The following is a 15,933-nucleotide window of genomic DNA, read 5'->3' as shown; positions in this document are numbered from 1 at the left end:
CTAGAAGAGGCCTTTAGCCGTCAACTTTCCTGGATGCGTCAGGGAATCCTGGATGCCGGGGGCATACCCCCTTCAAGTGCTCCAGGAGTTTTACGTGGTCACCACCCGTAAGCTCCAAGCCCCCCTTTCCCCGGAGGTGGCCCGCCATGCGTGATAGGGTATAGCCTATGGACGGGAACGCTCCCGATCCCAGGTACTGGGAAAAGATGCGCCTGGTGGCCGAGGTCTTGAAGGCGGTGGAAGGCCCCATCTACATCGCCACCCACGTGGACCCCGATGGGGATGCTATAGGAAGCTCCTTAGGCTTATACCGGTCCCTTAAGGCCCTGGGCAAAGAGGCCTACTGGGTGGCCGAGCCCCCTAGGTTCCTGCGCTTTTTGCCGAAGGAGGAGGAGTACTCGGATCCCGTGGACAAGCTTCCCGTGGGGGCTACCCTGGTGGCCCTGGACAGCGCCGAGCCTAGCCGGGTGGTGGGGGTGCCGGTGGAGGGTTTTGTGATCAACATTGACCATCACGGCACCAATCCCCGTTTCGGGCATATCGCCGTGGTGGATCCCTCCAAGGCGGCCACCGCCCAGATGGTGAAGGACCTCATTGATCTCCTGGGGGTGGAGTGGACGGCGGAGATCGCTACCCCCGTTCTCACCGGCATCCTCACCGACACCGGCAACTTCCGCTTCGCCAACACCACCCCCGAGGTTCTGCGGGTGGCGGCGGAGTTGGTGGGGTACGGGGTGAAGCTGGCCGAGCTTACGGATCGGCTTCAGTTCCGCCCCCCCTCCTACTTCCGCCTCATGGGACAGGTGCTTTCCACCGTGGCCTTCCACTTTGGGGGGCTTCTCGTCACCGCCCACCTTCCCGAGGATGCCAAGCGGGAGGAGGAGGACTCCGACGACTTCGTGGGGCTCATCCGCTACGTGGAGGGGAGCGTGGTTTCCGTCTTCCTGCGCAAGCGGGAGGAAGGGGTGAAGGTGTCCATCCGCTCCCGGGGTGGGGTTTCCGCCCAGAACATCGCCCTGAAGCTTGGGGGTGGGGGGCATGTGCCCGCTGCCGGGGCCACCTTAAAGGACGTTGACCTGGACCGGGCCTACGAGCTGGTCCTCGAGGCGGTGGCGGAAGAGCTTCGGCGGGCAGGGTACCTCTAGGGCCTGGGGGGGCGCCAGACGAGGGAGGGGGCCCCTAGGCCCTCGGGTGCCACCTCCTCTCCTGGTTTCACCAGGCGCTTTAGGCGGTAAAGGCCTCCCCGTCCAGGAGCTCAAGCCGCACCCCTTCCGGCACCTCCTTAAGGAGGGCTTCAAACTCCTCCTTGCGGATGCGGTGGCGAACCATGTTCTCCCAGTTTACCAGGATCTAGGCCCCGTACTTGAGAAGTTTTCCCGCATGGGCAAGGAGGAGGGGCATGAGCTCCATCCCTCTCAGGTGGCCCAGGCTTCCCTTGGCGGCCTCGCTTTCCGTGAAGCGCTGGGCGGCATCCCTTCGCAGGTAAGGGGCCTTGAGGAGGAGGGGCACAGGGTGCCAGGAATGGGCCCTCAGGAGGGCGGGGGTGGAGTGGTCCCCGGTGATGGCCAGGACATCCGGCTTTAGGGCAAGGATTTCCGGAAGAAGGGCGTCGAAGCGCTCGATCTCCGCCACCTTGCCCGGGAAATCCCCATCTTCCCCCTTGGCGTCGGTCTTCTTGAAGTGGAGGTAGAAAAAGTCGTAGCTCTCCCAGTTTTCCCTTAGGGCCTTAAGCTTCCCCTCGTGGGCATCGCCTTCCCCTTCCACGGGCAGGACCTCCATGCCCACCAGGCTGGCCAGACCCTTGTACATGGGGTAGCTGGCGATGGCGGCCGCCCTGACCCCGTAGACCTCCGTCATGCTGGGAAAGGAAGGCCTTCTTGAGGCGCCCCGGAAAAGCGCCCCGTTGATCTTGGGCTCGTCCCTGAGCACCTCCCGGATGCGCGCCGAAAGGAGGTTCACCACCCGGGCGGTTTTCCTGGAGGCTTCGTCTAGGGCCTGGGCCTCGAGGGGAGGGAGGCCGGTCTTCTGGGGGTCGGTGTCCGTGAGGCCATCCCCCAGGCCCTCGCCTCGGAGGACCACCAGGAAGCGGTGTTCGCTTTCCGTGTAGAAGTAGACCGCCACGTCCTCAATGCGGGGGATAGCCTCCTGGAGCTTGGCCACCACCCGTTGGTTCTCCTCCGTGCTGGGGCGGCCCGCCCGGCGGTCCAGAACCTGTCCATCTGGGCCTAAGGTGGCGAAGTTCCCCCTTAAGGCCACGTCCCCATCCCGGAAGTCCACACCGAGGCCCAGGGCGCTTAGGGCTCCCCGGCCCACCAGGTAGCGGAAGGGGTCGTAGCCGAAAAGGGCCAGGTGCCCGGGGCCGGAGCCCGGGGTAAGGCCGGGGTAGACCGGGGTGAGGAGGCCGAGGGCGCTTTCCCCCGCCAACCGGTCCAGGTTCGGGGTTCTGGCGGCCTCCAGCTCCGTGGGCCCCCCGGGCTCGAGGGGAAGCCCCCCTACCCCGTCCAGGACCACCAGCAGGATCTTGGTGTCGCTTTTTTGCTGAAGCTCCTTGAACACGGCGAAGAGGTCCATGCCGCCATTTTATGGCCTTGATAAGATGGGCGGGTATGGCGAAGGAGAAGGGCCTAACCCCGCAAAGCCAGGATTTCAGCGAGTGGTACCTCGAGGTCATCCAGAAGGCGGAGCTCGCCGACTACGGACCGGTCCGGGGCACCATCGTGGTGCGCCCCTATGGCTATGCCCTTTGGGAAAACATCCAGGGGGTTTTGGACCGCATGTTCAAGGAAACCGGCCACCAAAACGCCTACTTCCCCCTCTTCATCCCCATGAGCTTCCTGAAGAAGGAAGCCGAGCACGTGGAGGGGTTTTCTCCCGAGCTTGCGGTGGTGACCCATGCCGGGGGTGAGGAGCTAGAGGAGCCTCTGGCGGTGCGTCCCACCTCGGAAACCGTGATCGGCTACATGTGGTCCAAGTGGATCAAAAGCTATAGGGACCTGCCCCAGCTTCTCAACCAGTGGGGCAACGTGGTGCGCTGGGAGCTTCGCACCCGGCCCTTCCTGCGCACCAGCGAGTTTTTGTGGCAGGAAGGGCACACCGCCCACGCCACCCGGGAGGAGGCGGAGGAGGAGGTGCGCAGGATGCTTTCCATCTACGCCAAGCTGGTCCGGGAGTACGGGGCTATCCCTGTGGTGGAGGGCATGAAGACGGAAAAGGAGAAGTTCGCCGGGGCCGTCTACACCACCACCATCGAGGCCCTGATGCGGGATGGCAAGGCCCTGCAGTCGGGCACCAGCCACTACCTGGGGGAGAACTTCGCCCGGGCCTTTGACATCAAATTCCAGGACAAGGACCTCCAGGTGAAGTACGTGCACACCACCAGCTGGGGGCTTTCCTGGCGCTTCATCGGGGCCATCATCATGACCCACGGGGACGACCAAGGGCTCATCCTGCCTCCCCGCCTGGCTCCCATCCAGGTGGTGATCGTGCCCATCTACCGGGAGGAAAGCCGGGAGAAGGTCCTGGAGGCGGCCTTTGACCTGAAGCGGCGCCTTCTCCAGGCGGGGCTTCGCGTGCATTTGGACGACCGGGACCAGCACACCCCCGGGTACAAGTTCCACGAGTGGGAGCTTAAGGGGGTTCCCTTCCGCCTCGAGCTTGGACCCAAGGACCTCGAGGCGGGCGAGGCCGTGCTGGCCAGCCGCCTGGGGGGAAAGGAGCGCCTGGCTCTAGAAGCCCTCCCCACCGTGCTACCCGAGAAGCTGGATGCCTTCCACCAGGCCCTTTACCAACGGGCCCTGGATTTCCGGGAGGCCCACACCCGCAAGGTGGACACCTACGAGGAGTTCAAGGAGGCGGTGCAGGAGGGCTTCGCCCTGGCCTTCCACTGCGGGGATCGGGCCTGCGAGAAGGCCATCCAGGAGGAAACCACCGCCACCACCCGGTGTGTGCCCTTTGAGGCCGAACCCGAAGAAGGCTTTTGCGTCCGTTGCGGTAGGCCCTCCGCCTACGGCAAGCGGGTGGTCTTCGCCAAGGCGTACTAAGCTTCTCGGCGCCTTCTCCCCTCTCGCCAGTCCCGGACGGGCGGGGTGGGGGATTGCGCCTTCTTGAAAGCTTCTTGACAGGGAAGGGGGGGGGGGCGTGGTAACCTCACCCTTGAGGGGGTTGAGCCATGCGCAAATTCCTCTTGGTGCTGATGGCCTTTGGGCTTTTGGCCTATGCCCCGTTGGGCGCTAGGGCGCAGGGGCACATCCTGGCCCTGGGAGTACGGGGTGAAGTTCAAACAGTTGAGTGGGCTACTTCCTTGCTTGAATCTCCTTCGCTTTTTTCGGATGAGGAGCTAGCTCTTTACGAGGGAGAGGGAGTTATCGCGGGGGTTATTGGTGGTCTTTCAGGGGCGATTAGTGCTGCTTTAGCGTATACGGTAGATGCAGCCATAGGTTGCAATACCGGGCGTTGCGATGCGAATGCTCGTGACTTTGCGGCGAACGTTGGTAAAGGTTTTGTTTATGGATTTGTGTTTGGACTCTTAACTTCGCCTTGGTGAGGTATGGCGATGATGTGGAAACTTAGGCCTTGGCAATCCTTTCTTCTTGTGGCTTTAGCTTTCTTTGGACTCATTAACCTGTTTACGTTGGTGCTCGACAAAAGAGTAGAGGCTAGAGAAGCTCCTGGGCTACTGTTGCAGGCCTTTTTCTTCAGTTTCCTGTATCATGCCACACTCTCTTGGGTGAAAAAGGTTGGCGAATGGCGTGCTTTGGGCGTTCTTTCCTTGGTCGCCTTAATTGTTGTGGGTTTATCATTTCTTGTTGTTCTTTTCTACTCCCGCGGATACTGAGCCTTAGCCTTTGATGATTTTCTTGTCAGATCAAACACCAGGCTGGTTCTACTCAGGATGGCTAGGGTGGAGCTAAGAGGTAACACAGGAAGGCGTAAGTCAAAAGATGGCTTGTGTCCCCGCGGCTCCTATATTGCATCTCATCCTCCCACTTCTCTTCTGGGTGTTTTTTGCCGAAGCAAGTGCCCTGTCTTCTTATCGCACCCTTCGCTACACCCACGTCGTCGGCCAGACGGACTGGTACACCTGCGGCGCGGCGGCGGTGGCCACGCTGCTCACCCACTACTATGACGACCCGGCCACGGAAGGCGAGGTCCTAAAGGTGGCCGTGCGTGAGACGGAGGCCTCGGGGAAGGACCCGCGGGAGGGGCTTACCGCCCTTTCCCTGAAGCGGTACCTGGAGGGGCGGGGGTACGAGGTGAGGGCCTACAGGGTGAACCTGGAGCAGCTCGCTGACTACTTCCGCTGGGGCGGGCTTCCGGTCATCGGTCACGTCACCAAGCCCCAGCTCCACTTCCTGGTGATCGCGGGTCTCGTGGACCCGCCCGGGGGCGGCCCTGCCCAGGTGCTCCTCGCCGACTCCTCGTGGGGCCGGCGCATCGTACCCATAGAGGCCCTAGTGACGGAGAAGGGCTTCTCCGGGGTCATCCTGCTGGCCCTTCCCCGGTCGGCGGCCCAGATGGGGCGGGTAAGGGCCAACCAGGAGGCGGAGCTCTCCTGGGCGCTTTCCCGGCTTCGCCGGCTGGAGGCCCTCGGGGGGAGGTGGCCTTGAGGCTTCTGCCCCTCTTCCTGGCCTTCGCCGCCTGGGCCCTGGCCCAGGTGGACCCCTTGCGCCCGGCGGAGGAGCCCCCCCTGGGCTACCGCCTCACCCTCTCCTACGCCCCCTCTGCCCTCCAAGGGGTGGGGGCGGACGAACGGGGTCCCTACGCTTTCCTGCGGGTGGGGCACGGATTGAGCCTGTCCTTGGGTCTCAGCTACCGGGTGGCTCCAGACCTCTTCCTGGAGGGCAGGCTGGGGGGCGGCTACACCCTCTTTGGGGAGAGGCGGGACTACGGGGAGGCAGGGGAAGTCCTCTGGCGAGGGGAGGGCAGGCCTTCCCTTGGGGTGGGGCTGGCCTACCGGTTTCCCGACCTCTGGGGCCGCCCCCGGGTGCGCCTGGGGCTGGGGTACCCCTGGGCCCTGGAAGGGGAGGCCAGTGGGAGCCTCCTCAGGGATCTGGTGGTGGCCACCTGGGCCCTGGGGGTCTCCTACCCCCGGGGCGGTGTGCCTCTCCTGGGGCTGGGCTTGGGCTTATCCCTGGTGGCCAACGAGGTGTGGAGCCTAGGGCTTGGGACCTCCCTCTCCCTGCCTCTGGGGCTGGAGCCCCCCGGGGGAGCCCTCCTCCTGCGGGCGGGGTACGCCCTGGACCCCGAAGGGAAGGGAGAGGTGGGGGTGTGGGTAAGGTACGGCGACGGGGGCTTTGCCCTAGGCCTGGAACTCACGGGCCCCCTCTAGCCTCAGCGGAATAGGGCTTCCTCCAGGGGGAGGCTCACCTGGGCTTCCAGGGTTTCTCCCCGGGAGAAGAGGACCCACCGGTCCCCCGTCCGGAGGTAGCCCTCCGACCTCACGGGATAGCCCGCGCTCCCCTCCTTCCGAAGGTCCCGGTAGAGGGTCAGGGTCTCCATCCCGAGCACGGGGGAGAAGTGCCCCTCCCCCACCACCTTCCCTTCCTGTACGTAGACCTCTCCCTCGTAGGGTTTAGCCTCCAGCACTCCCTTGGGGAGACAGGCGTGGGACCGGCGCGCCACCCGGTAGGCCTCCGCCTCGCTGCCATCGGGGAGGGTCACTTTCCCCAGGGAAGCCACCTCGTCATAACCGAAGGCGGCCCCGGTGAAGCCTGTCTGCCAGGCGAAGATGAGCTCCAGGAAGAGGCGGTCGTCCAGGGGGGTTTCCCTGCCGTCCGGGAGGCGGAGGAACTGGCGCTCCCGGGTGTAGACCAGGGTGGCGGGCGCCTTCTCGCCCTCGGGGGCGATCTCCAGGCGAAGGCGGCAACCGCCGAGGTCAAGGTAGGTCCGGATCCGCAAGACCTGCGTTTCCTGGCCCTCGGGGGTGAAGTAGACTACCCGGTCCAGGCCCTGGTAGGTCTTGCCCCTCCAGTCGCCGAAGGCGGCCTTGAGGGCGGATTCCACCACTTCCTTGGGGGACTGGGTGAGGGCCAACGGGCTGAACAAGGCCAGAATCAGGGCAAGGGATCGTTTCATGGTATGAGCTTAACATTCCTTCGTGTGCTACCTCATAGCTCCACCCCGGCCATCTTCAGGAGCACCCGGCTACGGATGAGGTTGTGAACGAGCAGGATGAGGTTCACCCGGGCCACCAGACCCCAGTAGGACCGCGCTTCTATCCGATGAAGCCCCAAAGACCGGACCATCACGCTGAAGCGGGTCTCTATCCAGTTCCTGACCCTCCCCATCCACTCTCTCCACCCCGTCTCCACCACCTTCCCTCCCCTGACCCGATAGGGCGGGGTCTTGACCCCCTGGACCCAGCGGAAGCCCCGGTCCCCCAAGACCGCGGGCAGACCGTCCAGCAGGTCCCTCCCCCAGGTCTCCCGGGCGTTGCCGGGGAGAATGGCCCAACGAAAAAAGAGGCCCCGCTCGTTCATCACCGGCATGAGAACGTAGCCCGCGAAAGCCCCCAGGGGTCCCACCCCCACGGCGGCCTCAGGAAGAGAGAGGCCGTGAATCCGGTGGCCGTGAGCCAGGGGGATGGGTTTAAGGTCCACCAGCTGCAGGAGGCCTTTTCCCCCGGAGAGCCTCATGGCCAGGTGAGCCAACAGCCCCTGGGCCTTCTGAAGGACCCGGTAGAAGCGAGAGCTGCTTCCCCGAAGGGGAACATCTTGGGGTGGGGGAGGGAGGGGAAGTAGGCCTTGAGGGTGGTCTTGGCGGCCAGGTAGCCTTTGGCGAGGTCCTGGCCCTGGCTGCTTCCCCGTAGGGGAACATCTTGCGGAGGAGGAAGATGGCGAGGGCCAGGAGTTCGGCCAGGGTGGCCTTTTGGTGCTTTTGCTTTTTGGGGAGCTTGAAACCTTGAGCGACGAGGGCTTTGAGTTCGTCATCCACCCAAATGTAGGTAGCCACGATGAGGGTCTCTGCGTCAAGATAGTAGGTCAGCCAAGGGCTACGTTCTGGGGGTGCTCACGATCTTGCCGCATGGCACCCCCTCTTTTTTCACACCCCGAGGGTCTAGGTCAAGTAGCACACGAAGGCATTAAGTGGGGTACCATGGGGGCACGATGCGCGTCTTGGGGCGGAGGGTCTACTGGCGCTGGTACGGGGAGGTCCTCCTGGAGGGGGGCGTGACCTTGCGCATGACCGGGGACGTGGCCAAGTGGCTGAGGCCCGGGGATAGGGTGAGGCTTCGCACCGAGTTCAAGAAGCCCGTCCTCGGCTTTGACGAGTACGCCCTCGAGGGCGCCTTCCCCCTCTGGCCCCCCTTCGCCAAGACCCTGGAGCACGTGCGGGAAAGCCCCCTGGGGGGCGAGGCCTACCGCTACCGCCTGAGGGTGCGGGAGGCCACCTACGAGGGGGATTTTGAGGCCATCGCCGAGCTGGAGCAGTTCCACTACGCCTCGGAGAAGGAGGTGGTGGCCCTTTGGGTGTGCACCCAGTGCCACAAGACGCTGTTGGCCAACGCCAAGCCTCTTTGCGACTGCGGCGGGGAGGCGAGGCTTAAGGAGATCCGAGGGTCCACTCCGGCAAGCCGCTTTCTGGTTTTGGAGCTTGTGGAGCGGCTTCCCTTTGAGCCCCGGATCCTGGGCTACCTGCGCCTGGACCCCCCCATTCCCCGGATGCACCGCAGGGTTCCTGGGGGCGTGGAGCGGAACATCCGGGAGCGCATCTTTCCCAAGGACTGGTTCCACCCGACCTTTGAGGGCGGGAAGGACTGGGAAAGCGCTCTGGACCGGGTGCACACCGCCGCCAGCCGCATCGCCCGGGTGGTGGTGCACCCCGACTACCGCTCGGAGGGCCTGGGGGCTCTTTTGGTGGAGCTGGCTTTGGCGTGGGTGAAGGAGCGGGCTGTGCCCGAGGGAAGGCGGGAGAAACACCTGGTGTACACCGTGGCCCAGATGGCCCGCTACCACCCCTTTTTTGAGAAGGTGGGCTTCCGCTACCTCTTCGACACCGCCTCGGGAAGGCCCGTGCTCTTCTATCCCCTTACGGAGGAGGCGGAAGGGTATTTGGAGCGCTTCCTCCGGGAAGACCCCTACGCCCAAGAGCACGGGGGGAGGCTTTTTAGGCCCCGGTTTGGCCGGGTGGAGGGGCTAAAGGGGCCCATCCGCCTGGAAGGGGTCCACAAGGGCTACCGGAGCCATCTGGAACTAAAGGGCCTCTCCCCGGAGGTGCGGGGGGCCCTCGAGGCCTTCGGGGTGAAGGCCCGGGTGGTGGAGCGGGCAGTACTCCGGGGAGCAAGCCTGGAGATTCCTCCGGGAAACCTGGTGGTCCTGGCGGGGGCGAGCGGGGCGGGGAAGACCACCCTCCTTAGGCTCCTTTTGGGCGAGGCGCCCGATAGGGGAGAGGTGGCCTTGCCCCCGGGCAAGCGGGTGGCCTACATCCCGGGGGAAAGGGAAGTGGACCTCGGGGAGGACCCCATCCTGGAAAGCGCCTACCGCAAGCTTGGGGACGTGGGGGCGGCCATTGAGGTGTTAAACCGGGTGGGGCTTTCCGACGCCGTGCTCTACCGGGCCAGGCCGAAGGAGCTTTCCACGGGCCAGCGGGAGCGCTACCGCTTGGCCCTCCTCCTGGCCCAGCGCCCCGACCTCCTCCTGATCGACGAGTTTGCCGCTCACCTGGACGTGCCCACCGCCAGGCGGGTGGCCCTGGGTCTTGGGAAGCTGGTGCGCCAGGCGGGGATCACCCTGGTGGTGGCCACCCACCGCCAGGAGGTGATCGCTTCCTTGGATCCCGACCTCCTGGTCTTCGTGGGGTACGGGGGGCTTATGGCCATACCTCGGAAAGATCCACGAACATGACCCTGCCGGGCTTTTTGGGTACGAAGAGGGGTTTTTCGTAGCGGAAGGCGTTGTGCAAAACCCAGGCGTAAAGGGGCTGTTCCCCGGCATAGGCCCTGAGAAAGGCTTCCTCCGCCAGGTGCTTTTCCGGGTGGGCCAGAAGCTCCTCCACGGTGAAGGGTCCCTGCACGTCCAGCAGGTCCGCCTGGCCGATGAGATACCCCCCGGTGATGATCCCCAAGGGACCCCGGTGTCGGGTCTGGCGTTTGCGGATCTCCCAGGTCTTCCTTCCGTCCACGATGAAGCTGGCGTAAGGCTCCCGCACGATGAGGCCCAGCTTGGGCTTTTCCACGCCCTCATTGTAGAGTAGACCCCGTGGGTTGCCCTAAGGAAGGGCAAAAGGAGAAGAAAGCGCGGGCCTTGGCCATCCTTAAGGCCCTGAAGGCGGCGTATCCGGGGGCTAAAACGGAGCTAAAGCACAATAACCCCTTCCAGCTTTTGGTGGCCACGGTGCTTTCCGCCCAGGCCACGGACAAAAGCGTAAATGAGGCCACCCCGGCCCTCTTTGCCCGTTTCCCCGACCCCCAGGCCCTGGCCAAGGCGACTCCCGAGGAGGTGGAGCCCTATATCCGGCGCATCGGCCTTTACCGCACCAAGGCCAAAAACCTGGTGGCCCTGGCCCGGAGGCTGGTGGAGGAGCATGGGGGGGAGGTGCCGAGGGATAAAAAGGCCCTGATGAAGTTGCCCGGGGTGGGTTGGAAGACGGCCACCGTGGTCCTGGGAGCGGCCTTCGGCGTGCCGGGTATCGCCGTGGACACCCATGTGGCCCGCCTGGCGCGGAGGCTTTGCCTTTCCCTGGCCAAGGCTCCCGAAAGGATCGGGGCCGAACTGGAGGCCCTTTTCCCCAAGGAGGAGTGGGTGTTCGTCCACCACGCCCTGGTCCTTCACGGGCGGTACGTGTGCCTGGCCCGTAGGCCCCGGTGCGGGGCCTGTTCCCTGGCGCCTCACTGCCCAAGCCGGCAGGGGTAGGGGCCCTGGATCCGGGCTTGTTTCCTTGGAGAAGGGTTTCGTGAAGTATATACTCGGTTTACCAGCTTATCGCTTCCTCGCGGCCAGCTTCCTCTGGTCCTTCGGGGCTAACCTCATCTACTTTTTCCTGAACTTTCACCTCGAGGGCCTAGGCTATGGCCGCCAGGCCATAGGGCTTGCCCAGGCCCTGCTTCTTCTGGTGGGCGTGGTTTCTGCCCTCCCTCTGGCCTACCTCATCCCCCGCCTGGGCTACCGGAAGAGCTTTCTCCTGGCTTTGGCCCTGGCGGTGGGAAGCGGGCTTCTTTTGGGGTTTGGTCTGCTGGTGTTCCCCTCGTTGGCGGGGTACGGGCTGGCGGGAGCCTTGGTGCAGGGGGCGGGGGCACCTCTCATGGCCCGGTTGATCCCTGCCGAGAGGCGGGTTTCCCTTTTCAGCCTGCAGGCGGCCTTGACCACTGCCTCGGGCTTTTTCTCCACCCTTTTGGCCGGTGCCCTTTCCGAATGGGTGGGGGCCAGGTGGGTGATCCTCTTCGCCCTTCCCTTTTTCCTCCTGACGCTTCCCTTTCTGGTTGGCCTTCCCGAAGGGCAGGGAACACCCCCCAGGCTGAGGGGGCGGTTTGGGATTTGGCTGCGCCTCTTTTTGCCCCAGGCGGTGATCGGGTTTGGGGCCGGGCTGGTCATCCCCTTCTTGAACCTGTACCTTCGGGAAAAGTTTGGCCTCAGCTACGGAACCACGGGGCTGGTCTTCGCCCTTTCCGCCTTGGCTACTGGGGTAGCCATGTTGCTCCAGCCCCTTCTGGTGCGCCGGCTTGGGAAACTGGGGGCCATCGTGTTCGTGCAGGCCTTGTCCCTGCCCTTTATGGCCATCCTGGCCTGGGTGCCTTGGCTACCCCTGGTTACCGTGGCCCTCCTCATCCGGGGAGCCCTCATGAACGCTGCCGGGCCTGTGTACGCCGCCTTGGTGATGGACTACCTGGGGGAAGACGAGCGCCCGGGCTTCTTCCTGATGGAGTCCGCCCTCTGGAGCCTTCTCTTCGCCTTGGGGAGTGCCTTGTCCGGCATGGTGCAGGAGGCCTGGGGCCTTGTCGCCTTCAACTACCTCTTTGCCCTTACCCTGGGCCTTTACGCCGTGGGGATCGCCCTTTGGTCCTGGACCTTTGGCCGCTTGCGGGCCGCCTACCGGGAATCTTCTTCCTGAGGCCTTGGCCTTTGCCCTAGACTGGGCCTATGCGCACGGGCATCAGCGTGGAGGAAGCGTTGGAGCTGGTCCTGGCGGAGGCCAAAGGGGAGCTTCCCGTGGAGGAGGTACCCCTGAAGGAAGCCTATGGCCGCGTCCTGGCGGAGGACCTGGTTTCCTTGGTGAACCACCCCGACCAGGACGACACCGCCATAGATGGCTACGCCTGCCGAGAGGAGGACACCCTGGGGGCGAGCCGGGAGAACCCGGTGCGCCTCAGGGTCATCGGGGAGTCGCCGGCGGGAAGGCCCTTTGCCGGACGGGTGGGGAAGGGGGAGGCGGTGGCCGTTTACACCGGAGCTCCCATCCCGGAGGGCGCGGATGCCGTTATCCGGGTGGAGGACACCCGGCGGGAAGGGGATTACGTGCTCCTCTTCGCCCCGGCGAGCCCCAAGGACATCCGGCCCCAGGGGGATGACCTAAGAAAGGGGGAGGTGTACCTGCGCCGGGGGGACCTCCTCACCCCGGGAAGGCTGGGCCTGGCGGCGGCCATGGGCTACCCGCGCCTTAAGGTCTTCCGGCGCCCCCGGGTGGGCATCCTTTCCACGGGGGATGAGGTGGTGGAGCCAGGGGAGCCCCTGCCCTTTGGGGGGGTTTATAACTCCAACGCCTACAGCCTTCTGGGATTGGTGAAGGAGGCGGGGGGTGAGCCCGTCCTTTTGGGCAAGGTGGAGGACAGGCCGGAAACCGTGTTGGAGAAGCTGGAGGCGGCAGGGCCCCTGGACCTCCTCCTTACCTCCGGGGGGGTATCCATGGGGGAGTACGATGTGGTGCGTAAGGTTTTGGAGACAGCGGGGGAAGTGGTCTTCTGGAAGGTGAAGCAGCAGCCTGGGGGGCCCCTGCTCCTGGCCCGTTTGGGTGGGCTTCCCATCCTTGGGCTTCCGGGAAACCCGGTTTCCAGCATGGTTACCTTCTTCCTCTACGGCAGACCCTTCCTCTTCCGGCTCCAGCGCCGCACCGACTCCCCTTACCGCTCCCTCGAGGCCAGGGTCCTTACCCCCTTTAAGGGCGCCCAGGGCAAAAAGGTCTTCCGCCGCGGGGTGCTCTCCTTTGAAGGGGAGCTTGTGGTGCGCACCACCGGGAGCCAGTCCAGCGGGGTCTTGCGCTCCATGGCCCTGGGCAACGCCCTGGTGGTCCTCCCCCCCGACCGGGATGCCAGGGAAGGGGAAAGGGTGGAGGTCATTCCCTTGACATTCGTGCTCTAGTTCACTAAACTTGAAAGGTTTACGGGCTTTGCCCCTCCTTTTCGGGCGCGGGTGGGGCCCGGGAAGCGAGAGAGAATGGAGTTCAAAGACTTTCCCCTGAAGGACGAGATTAAGGAAGCCCTTTTGCGCCGGGGTATCACCGCCCCCACCCCCATCCAGGCGGCGGCCTTGCCCCTGGCCCTCGAGGGCAAGGACCTCATCGGCCAGGCCCGCACGGGCACCGGCAAGACCCTGGCCTTTGCCCTGCCCATTGCCCAGGCCCTGGAGGCCTCCAAGGAGCGGGGCCGCCTCCCCAGGGCCTTGGTGCTGACCCCCACCCGGGAGCTGGCCCTCCAGGTTTCCGGGGAGTTGCAGGCGGTGGCCCCCCACCTCAAGGTGGTCACGGTGTACGGGGGCACGGGCTACGGCAAGCAGAAGGAGGAGCTGGCCCGGGGAGCCGATGTGGTGGTGGCCACCCCGGGGCGGGCCCTGGACTACTTGCGGCAAGGGGCCTTGGACCTTTCCCAGGTGCGGATCGCCGTCTTGGACGAGGCCGACGAGATGCTCTCCATGGGCTTTGAGGAGGAGGTGGAGGCCATCCTCTCCGCCACCCCCAAGGAGCGCCAGACCCTTCTCTTCTCCGCCACCCTGCCCTCTTGGGCCAAGAAGCTGGCGGAGCGGTACATGAAAAGCCCGGTGGTCATCAACGTGGTGCGGGAGGAGGGCATCACCTACCAGGAGGAGGCTATTCCCGCCCCTGGGGACCGCCTTTCCCTCCTGTCCGATGTCCTTTTTGTCAAAGCCCCCAAGCGGGCCATCGTCTTCACCCGTACCAAGGCGGAAACCGAGGAGGTGGCCACGGGGCTTCTTCGCCTCGGGCACCCGGCGCGGGCCATCCACGGGGATCTTTCCCAGACGGACCGGGAAAGGGTCATGAGGGCCTTTCGGGAAGGGGAAGTAAGGGTTCTGGTGGCCACGGATGTGGCCGCCCGGGGCCTGGATATCCCGGAGGTGGACCTGGTGGTGCACTACCGCTTCCCCGACAAGCCGGAAACCTACCAGCACCGTTCGGGGCGCACGGGCAGGGCCGGGCGGGGGGGTGAGGTGGTGATCCTCTACGGCCCCCGGGAAAGGCGGGAGCTTTCCGAGCTGGAAAGGGCCGTGGGCCGCACCCTCAAGCGGGTGAATCCCCCCACGCCCGAGGAAGTCCTCGAGGCCAAGTGGCACCATCTCCTGGCCCGTCTGGCCCGGGTACCCGAGAGGGACTACAAGCTGTACCAGGATTTCGCCAGCCGTCTGTTCGCCGAGGGGCGGGTGGAGGTGGTGGCGGCCCTCATGGCGCTTCTCCTGGGCGGGGCACCCAAGGAGAAAAGCCTTCTTACCGGCGAGGAGGGCTGGCTTACCTTCAAGGCCACGGGGCCCAGGCTCACCCTGCCCCGGCTGGTGGCCCTCTTGAAGGAAGCGGGCCTCGAGGTGGGCAAGATCGCCCAGGGAGAGGAGGGCTTTTACGTGGACCTCCGCCCTCAGGACCTGCCGAGGCTTTCCGAGGTGCAGGGGGTGAAGCTGGAAAGGGCTAAGCGGGTGGAGGTTCTCCCGGAAGCCTATGCGGGTGCTGTCTCCCGGGGGGGATCGCCTCGAGGCCGCCGCACCAGCCGCTTCTAATACCACCCCACCCTGGCGAAGCCAGGGCGGGGGCCTCGGCAAAAATCAAGGGCCCGCCCCCCCAGGGGGGCGGGCTTTCTTGGTGCGCCCGGAGGGATTCGAACCCCCGGCCTAGGGCTTAGGAAGCCCCCGCTCTATCCTGCTGAGCTACGGGCGCCCACACCTAGGTGCTTTGCCCGTAGGGCAAACACACTCAAGGATTCTAGCAGCCCTGGGGGGCCAAGGCAAGCGGATGGTCCTCGGGTAAGGGAGCGATTTGGAAAACACTTTGCTATCCGCTGCCGAGAGGTTCGGGGTGGTATACTGGAGGACATATGGAAGCCTGGGTCATCAGGGATCCCGAGGTGATGCTGGGCAAGCCCGTGGTGGCCGGTACCCGGATCACCGTGGAGGAGATCCTCCGCCGTTTGGCTGCTGGGGAAACACCCGAGGAGGTTCTAGCTGCCCACCCCCGCCTTACGCCAGAGGGTCTGAGGGCAGCGTTGCTCTATGCAGCCGAAACCCTCGGGGCAGAGGTGTACTACCCGGTCCCTGAGAAGGTGGCGTGAAGATTGTCGCTGACGAAGGGGTAGACGCCCCGATTGTGGCACGGCTACGGGCTGAGGGCCACGAGGTCCTGTACGTGGCTGAGCTGCCCCCTGGGTTGAGAGATCAGGAGGTGGTGGCCTTAGCCAAGGAGAGGGAAGCCCTCCTTCTCACCACCGACAAGGACTTTGGCGAGCTGGTGTTTCTTCAGGGCTTGGTTCCCGGGGGAGTGATGCTTCTTCGTCTTGAGGGGTTAAAGCCAGAGGAAAAGTGGGCTCGGGTGGTATGGGCTCTACAGGAACATGGTTCCCAACTGGCTCAAGCGTTTTCCGTACTTACCGGTAAAGGTTTGAGGATACGGAAGCTCCCCTAATGCCCCCTACCCCGAAGTCCGGGCCAGGGCCAAACGGCCCAGGACGCCGGTAAGCTCGATGGCCGCTTGCTTTTCCCTCTGCAGGGAAACCCCTCTTGGCACCCG

17 protein-coding genes and 1 tRNA gene are annotated in these 15,933 nt (G+C 64.8%); 13 read left to right on the top strand and 5 right to left on the bottom strand.

Annotated features, from left to right (window positions below):
• Nucleotides 1–167: 167 nt before the first annotated feature.
• Nucleotides 168–1,145, top strand: coding sequence for a bifunctional oligoribonuclease/PAP phosphatase NrnA (locus tag TNMX_RS11895; RefSeq protein WP_019550979.1), 978 nt, complete (start codon nt 168–170; stop codon nt 1,143–1,145).
• 205 nt (nt 1,146–1,350) lie between these two features.
• Here the strand turns inward: TNMX_RS11895 and TNMX_RS11890 are convergent, their stop codons facing one another.
• Entirely contained in the window at nt 1,351–2,571 is a 1,221-nt protein-coding gene (locus TNMX_RS11890) for a 2,3-bisphosphoglycerate-independent phosphoglycerate mutase (protein ID WP_038032523.1), read from the bottom strand.
• A 35-nt stretch (nt 2,572–2,606) separates the two neighbouring features.
• On the opposite strand from TNMX_RS11890, the gene proS reads away from it, so the two are divergent.
• The 5 genes from proS (at nt 2,607) to TNMX_RS11870 (ending at nt 6,328) form a co-directional block, all read left to right on the top strand.
• On the top strand, nt 2,607–4,040 hold the full coding sequence (gene proS / locus TNMX_RS11885; protein ID WP_038032528.1) for a proline--tRNA ligase: 1,434 nt from the start codon (nt 2,607–2,609) through the stop codon (nt 4,038–4,040).
• Nucleotides 4,041–4,168: 128 nt separating this feature from the next.
• Nucleotides 4,169–4,543, top strand: coding sequence for a hypothetical protein (locus TNMX_RS12935; protein WP_126177914.1), 375 nt, complete (start codon nt 4,169–4,171; stop codon nt 4,541–4,543).
• 3 nt (nt 4,544–4,546) lie between these two features.
• Nucleotides 4,547–4,834: a hypothetical protein gene (locus TNMX_RS11880; RefSeq protein WP_038032521.1), complete on the top strand. Its 288-nt coding sequence runs from the start codon at nt 4,547–4,549 to the stop codon at nt 4,832–4,834.
• Between the two features lie 163 nt (nt 4,835–4,997).
• On the top strand, nt 4,998–5,606 hold the full coding sequence (locus TNMX_RS11875) for a C39 family peptidase (RefSeq protein WP_245563302.1): 609 nt from the start codon (nt 4,998–5,000) through the stop codon (nt 5,604–5,606).
• Nucleotides 5,597–6,328, top strand: a complete 732-nt coding sequence (locus tag TNMX_RS11870; protein WP_038032513.1) for a hypothetical protein — start codon at nt 5,597–5,599, stop codon at nt 6,326–6,328. The genes TNMX_RS11875 and TNMX_RS11870 overlap by 10 nt, the downstream gene beginning before the upstream one ends.
• Nucleotides 6,329–6,330: 2 nt before the next feature.
• Here the strand turns inward: TNMX_RS11870 and TNMX_RS11865 are convergent, their stop codons facing one another.
• A complete protein-coding gene (locus tag TNMX_RS11865; protein ID WP_038032512.1) occupies nt 6,331–7,074 on the bottom strand; it encodes a hypothetical protein in 744 nt (247 codons plus the stop codon).
• A gap of 32 nt (nt 7,075–7,106) precedes the next feature.
• Entirely contained in the window at nt 7,107–7,634 is a 528-nt protein-coding gene (locus TNMX_RS13435) for a hypothetical protein (protein ID WP_253269410.1), read from the bottom strand.
• A gap of 471 nt (nt 7,635–8,105) precedes the next feature.
• Between TNMX_RS13435 and TNMX_RS11855 the strand changes: the two genes are divergently transcribed.
• A complete protein-coding gene (locus tag TNMX_RS11855; RefSeq protein WP_038032510.1) occupies nt 8,106–9,842 on the top strand; it encodes a GNAT family N-acetyltransferase in 1,737 nt (578 codons plus the stop codon).
• Here TNMX_RS11855 and TNMX_RS11850 read toward each other — a convergent pair.
• Nucleotides 9,808–10,173 (bottom strand): ASCH domain-containing protein, encoded by a 366-nt coding sequence (locus TNMX_RS11850; protein WP_028493351.1) that lies wholly within the window; start codon nt 10,171–10,173, stop codon nt 9,808–9,810. The genes TNMX_RS11855 and TNMX_RS11850 overlap by 35 nt on opposite strands.
• Nucleotides 10,174–10,196: 23 nt before the next feature.
• Here TNMX_RS11850 and nth point away from each other — a divergent pair, with 23 nt between their 5' ends.
• The 4 genes from nth to TNMX_RS11830 all read left to right on the top strand — a co-directional run bounded on the left by nth (nt 10,197) and on the right by TNMX_RS11830 (nt 14,930).
• Entirely contained in the window at nt 10,197–10,850 is a 654-nt protein-coding gene (nth, locus tag TNMX_RS11845; protein ID WP_038032508.1) for an endonuclease III, read from the top strand.
• Between the two features lie 40 nt (nt 10,851–10,890).
• On the top strand, nt 10,891–12,045 hold the full coding sequence (locus TNMX_RS11840) for an MFS transporter (protein ID WP_052037996.1): 1,155 nt from the start codon (nt 10,891–10,893) through the stop codon (nt 12,043–12,045).
• A 29-nt stretch (nt 12,046–12,074) separates the two neighbouring features.
• Nucleotides 12,075–13,289: a gephyrin-like molybdotransferase Glp gene (gene glp / locus TNMX_RS11835; protein WP_038032507.1), complete on the top strand. Its 1,215-nt coding sequence runs from the start codon at nt 12,075–12,077 to the stop codon at nt 13,287–13,289.
• A gap of 75 nt (nt 13,290–13,364) precedes the next feature.
• Nucleotides 13,365–14,930 carry a DEAD/DEAH box helicase gene (locus TNMX_RS11830; protein WP_038032505.1) on the top strand — a complete coding sequence of 522 codons (1,566 nt, stop codon included), beginning with the start codon at nt 13,365–13,367 and terminating at the stop codon, nt 14,928–14,930.
• An 80-nt stretch (nt 14,931–15,010) separates the two neighbouring features.
• On the opposite strand, the gene TNMX_RS11825 is transcribed toward TNMX_RS11830, so the two are convergent.
• Nucleotides 15,011–15,087 (bottom strand) — tRNA-Arg (locus tag TNMX_RS11825).
• 157 nt (nt 15,088–15,244) lie between these two features.
• Between TNMX_RS11825 and TNMX_RS11820 the strand changes: the two genes are divergently transcribed.
• Nucleotides 15,245–15,478, top strand: coding sequence for a DUF433 domain-containing protein (locus tag TNMX_RS11820; protein WP_038032503.1), 234 nt, complete (start codon nt 15,245–15,247; stop codon nt 15,476–15,478).
• A complete protein-coding gene (locus TNMX_RS11815; protein ID WP_038032502.1) occupies nt 15,475–15,828 on the top strand; it encodes a DUF5615 family PIN-like protein in 354 nt (117 codons plus the stop codon). Before TNMX_RS11820 ends, TNMX_RS11815 begins: the two co-directional genes overlap by 4 nt.
• Nucleotides 15,829–15,933 lie beyond the last annotated feature (105 nt).

It is taken from the genome of Thermus sp. NMX2.A1, assembly GCF_000511705.1.
GTDB lineage: Bacteria > Deinococcota > Deinococci > Deinococcales > Thermaceae > Thermus > Thermus scotoductus.
The sequence above is the reverse complement of the archived record's forward strand: the minus strand, read 5'-3'. Positions and strand labels throughout refer to the sequence as shown.

Excerpts from the sequence above, each read along its gene's own strand:
- TNMX_RS11895 (WP_019550979.1), top strand. The coding sequence starts at position 168 with ATGGACGGGAACGCTCCCGATCCCAGGTACTGGGAAAAGATGCGCCTG.
- TNMX_RS11890 (WP_038032523.1), bottom strand. The coding sequence starts at position 2,571 with ATGGACCTCTTCGCCGTGTTCAAGGAGCTTCAGCAAAAAAGCGACACC.
- proS (WP_038032528.1), top strand. The coding sequence starts at position 2,607 with ATGGCGAAGGAGAAGGGCCTAACCCCGCAAAGCCAGGATTTCAGCGAG.
- TNMX_RS12935 (WP_126177914.1), top strand. The coding sequence starts at position 4,169 with ATGCGCAAATTCCTCTTGGTGCTGATGGCCTTTGGGCTTTTGGCCTAT.
- TNMX_RS11880 (WP_038032521.1), top strand. The coding sequence starts at position 4,547 with ATGGCGATGATGTGGAAACTTAGGCCTTGGCAATCCTTTCTTCTTGTG.
- TNMX_RS11865 (WP_038032512.1), bottom strand. The coding sequence starts at position 7,074 with ATGAAACGATCCCTTGCCCTGATTCTGGCCTTGTTCAGCCCGTTGGCC.
- TNMX_RS13435 (WP_253269410.1), bottom strand. The coding sequence starts at position 7,634 with ATGAGGCTCTCCGGGGGAAAAGGCCTCCTGCAGCTGGTGGACCTTAAA.
- TNMX_RS11855 (WP_038032510.1), top strand. The coding sequence starts at position 8,106 with ATGCGCGTCTTGGGGCGGAGGGTCTACTGGCGCTGGTACGGGGAGGTC.
- glp (WP_038032507.1), top strand. The coding sequence starts at position 12,075 with ATGCGCACGGGCATCAGCGTGGAGGAAGCGTTGGAGCTGGTCCTGGCG.
- TNMX_RS11830 (WP_038032505.1), top strand. The coding sequence starts at position 13,365 with ATGGAGTTCAAAGACTTTCCCCTGAAGGACGAGATTAAGGAAGCCCTT.
- TNMX_RS11820 (WP_038032503.1), top strand. The coding sequence starts at position 15,245 with ATGGAAGCCTGGGTCATCAGGGATCCCGAGGTGATGCTGGGCAAGCCC.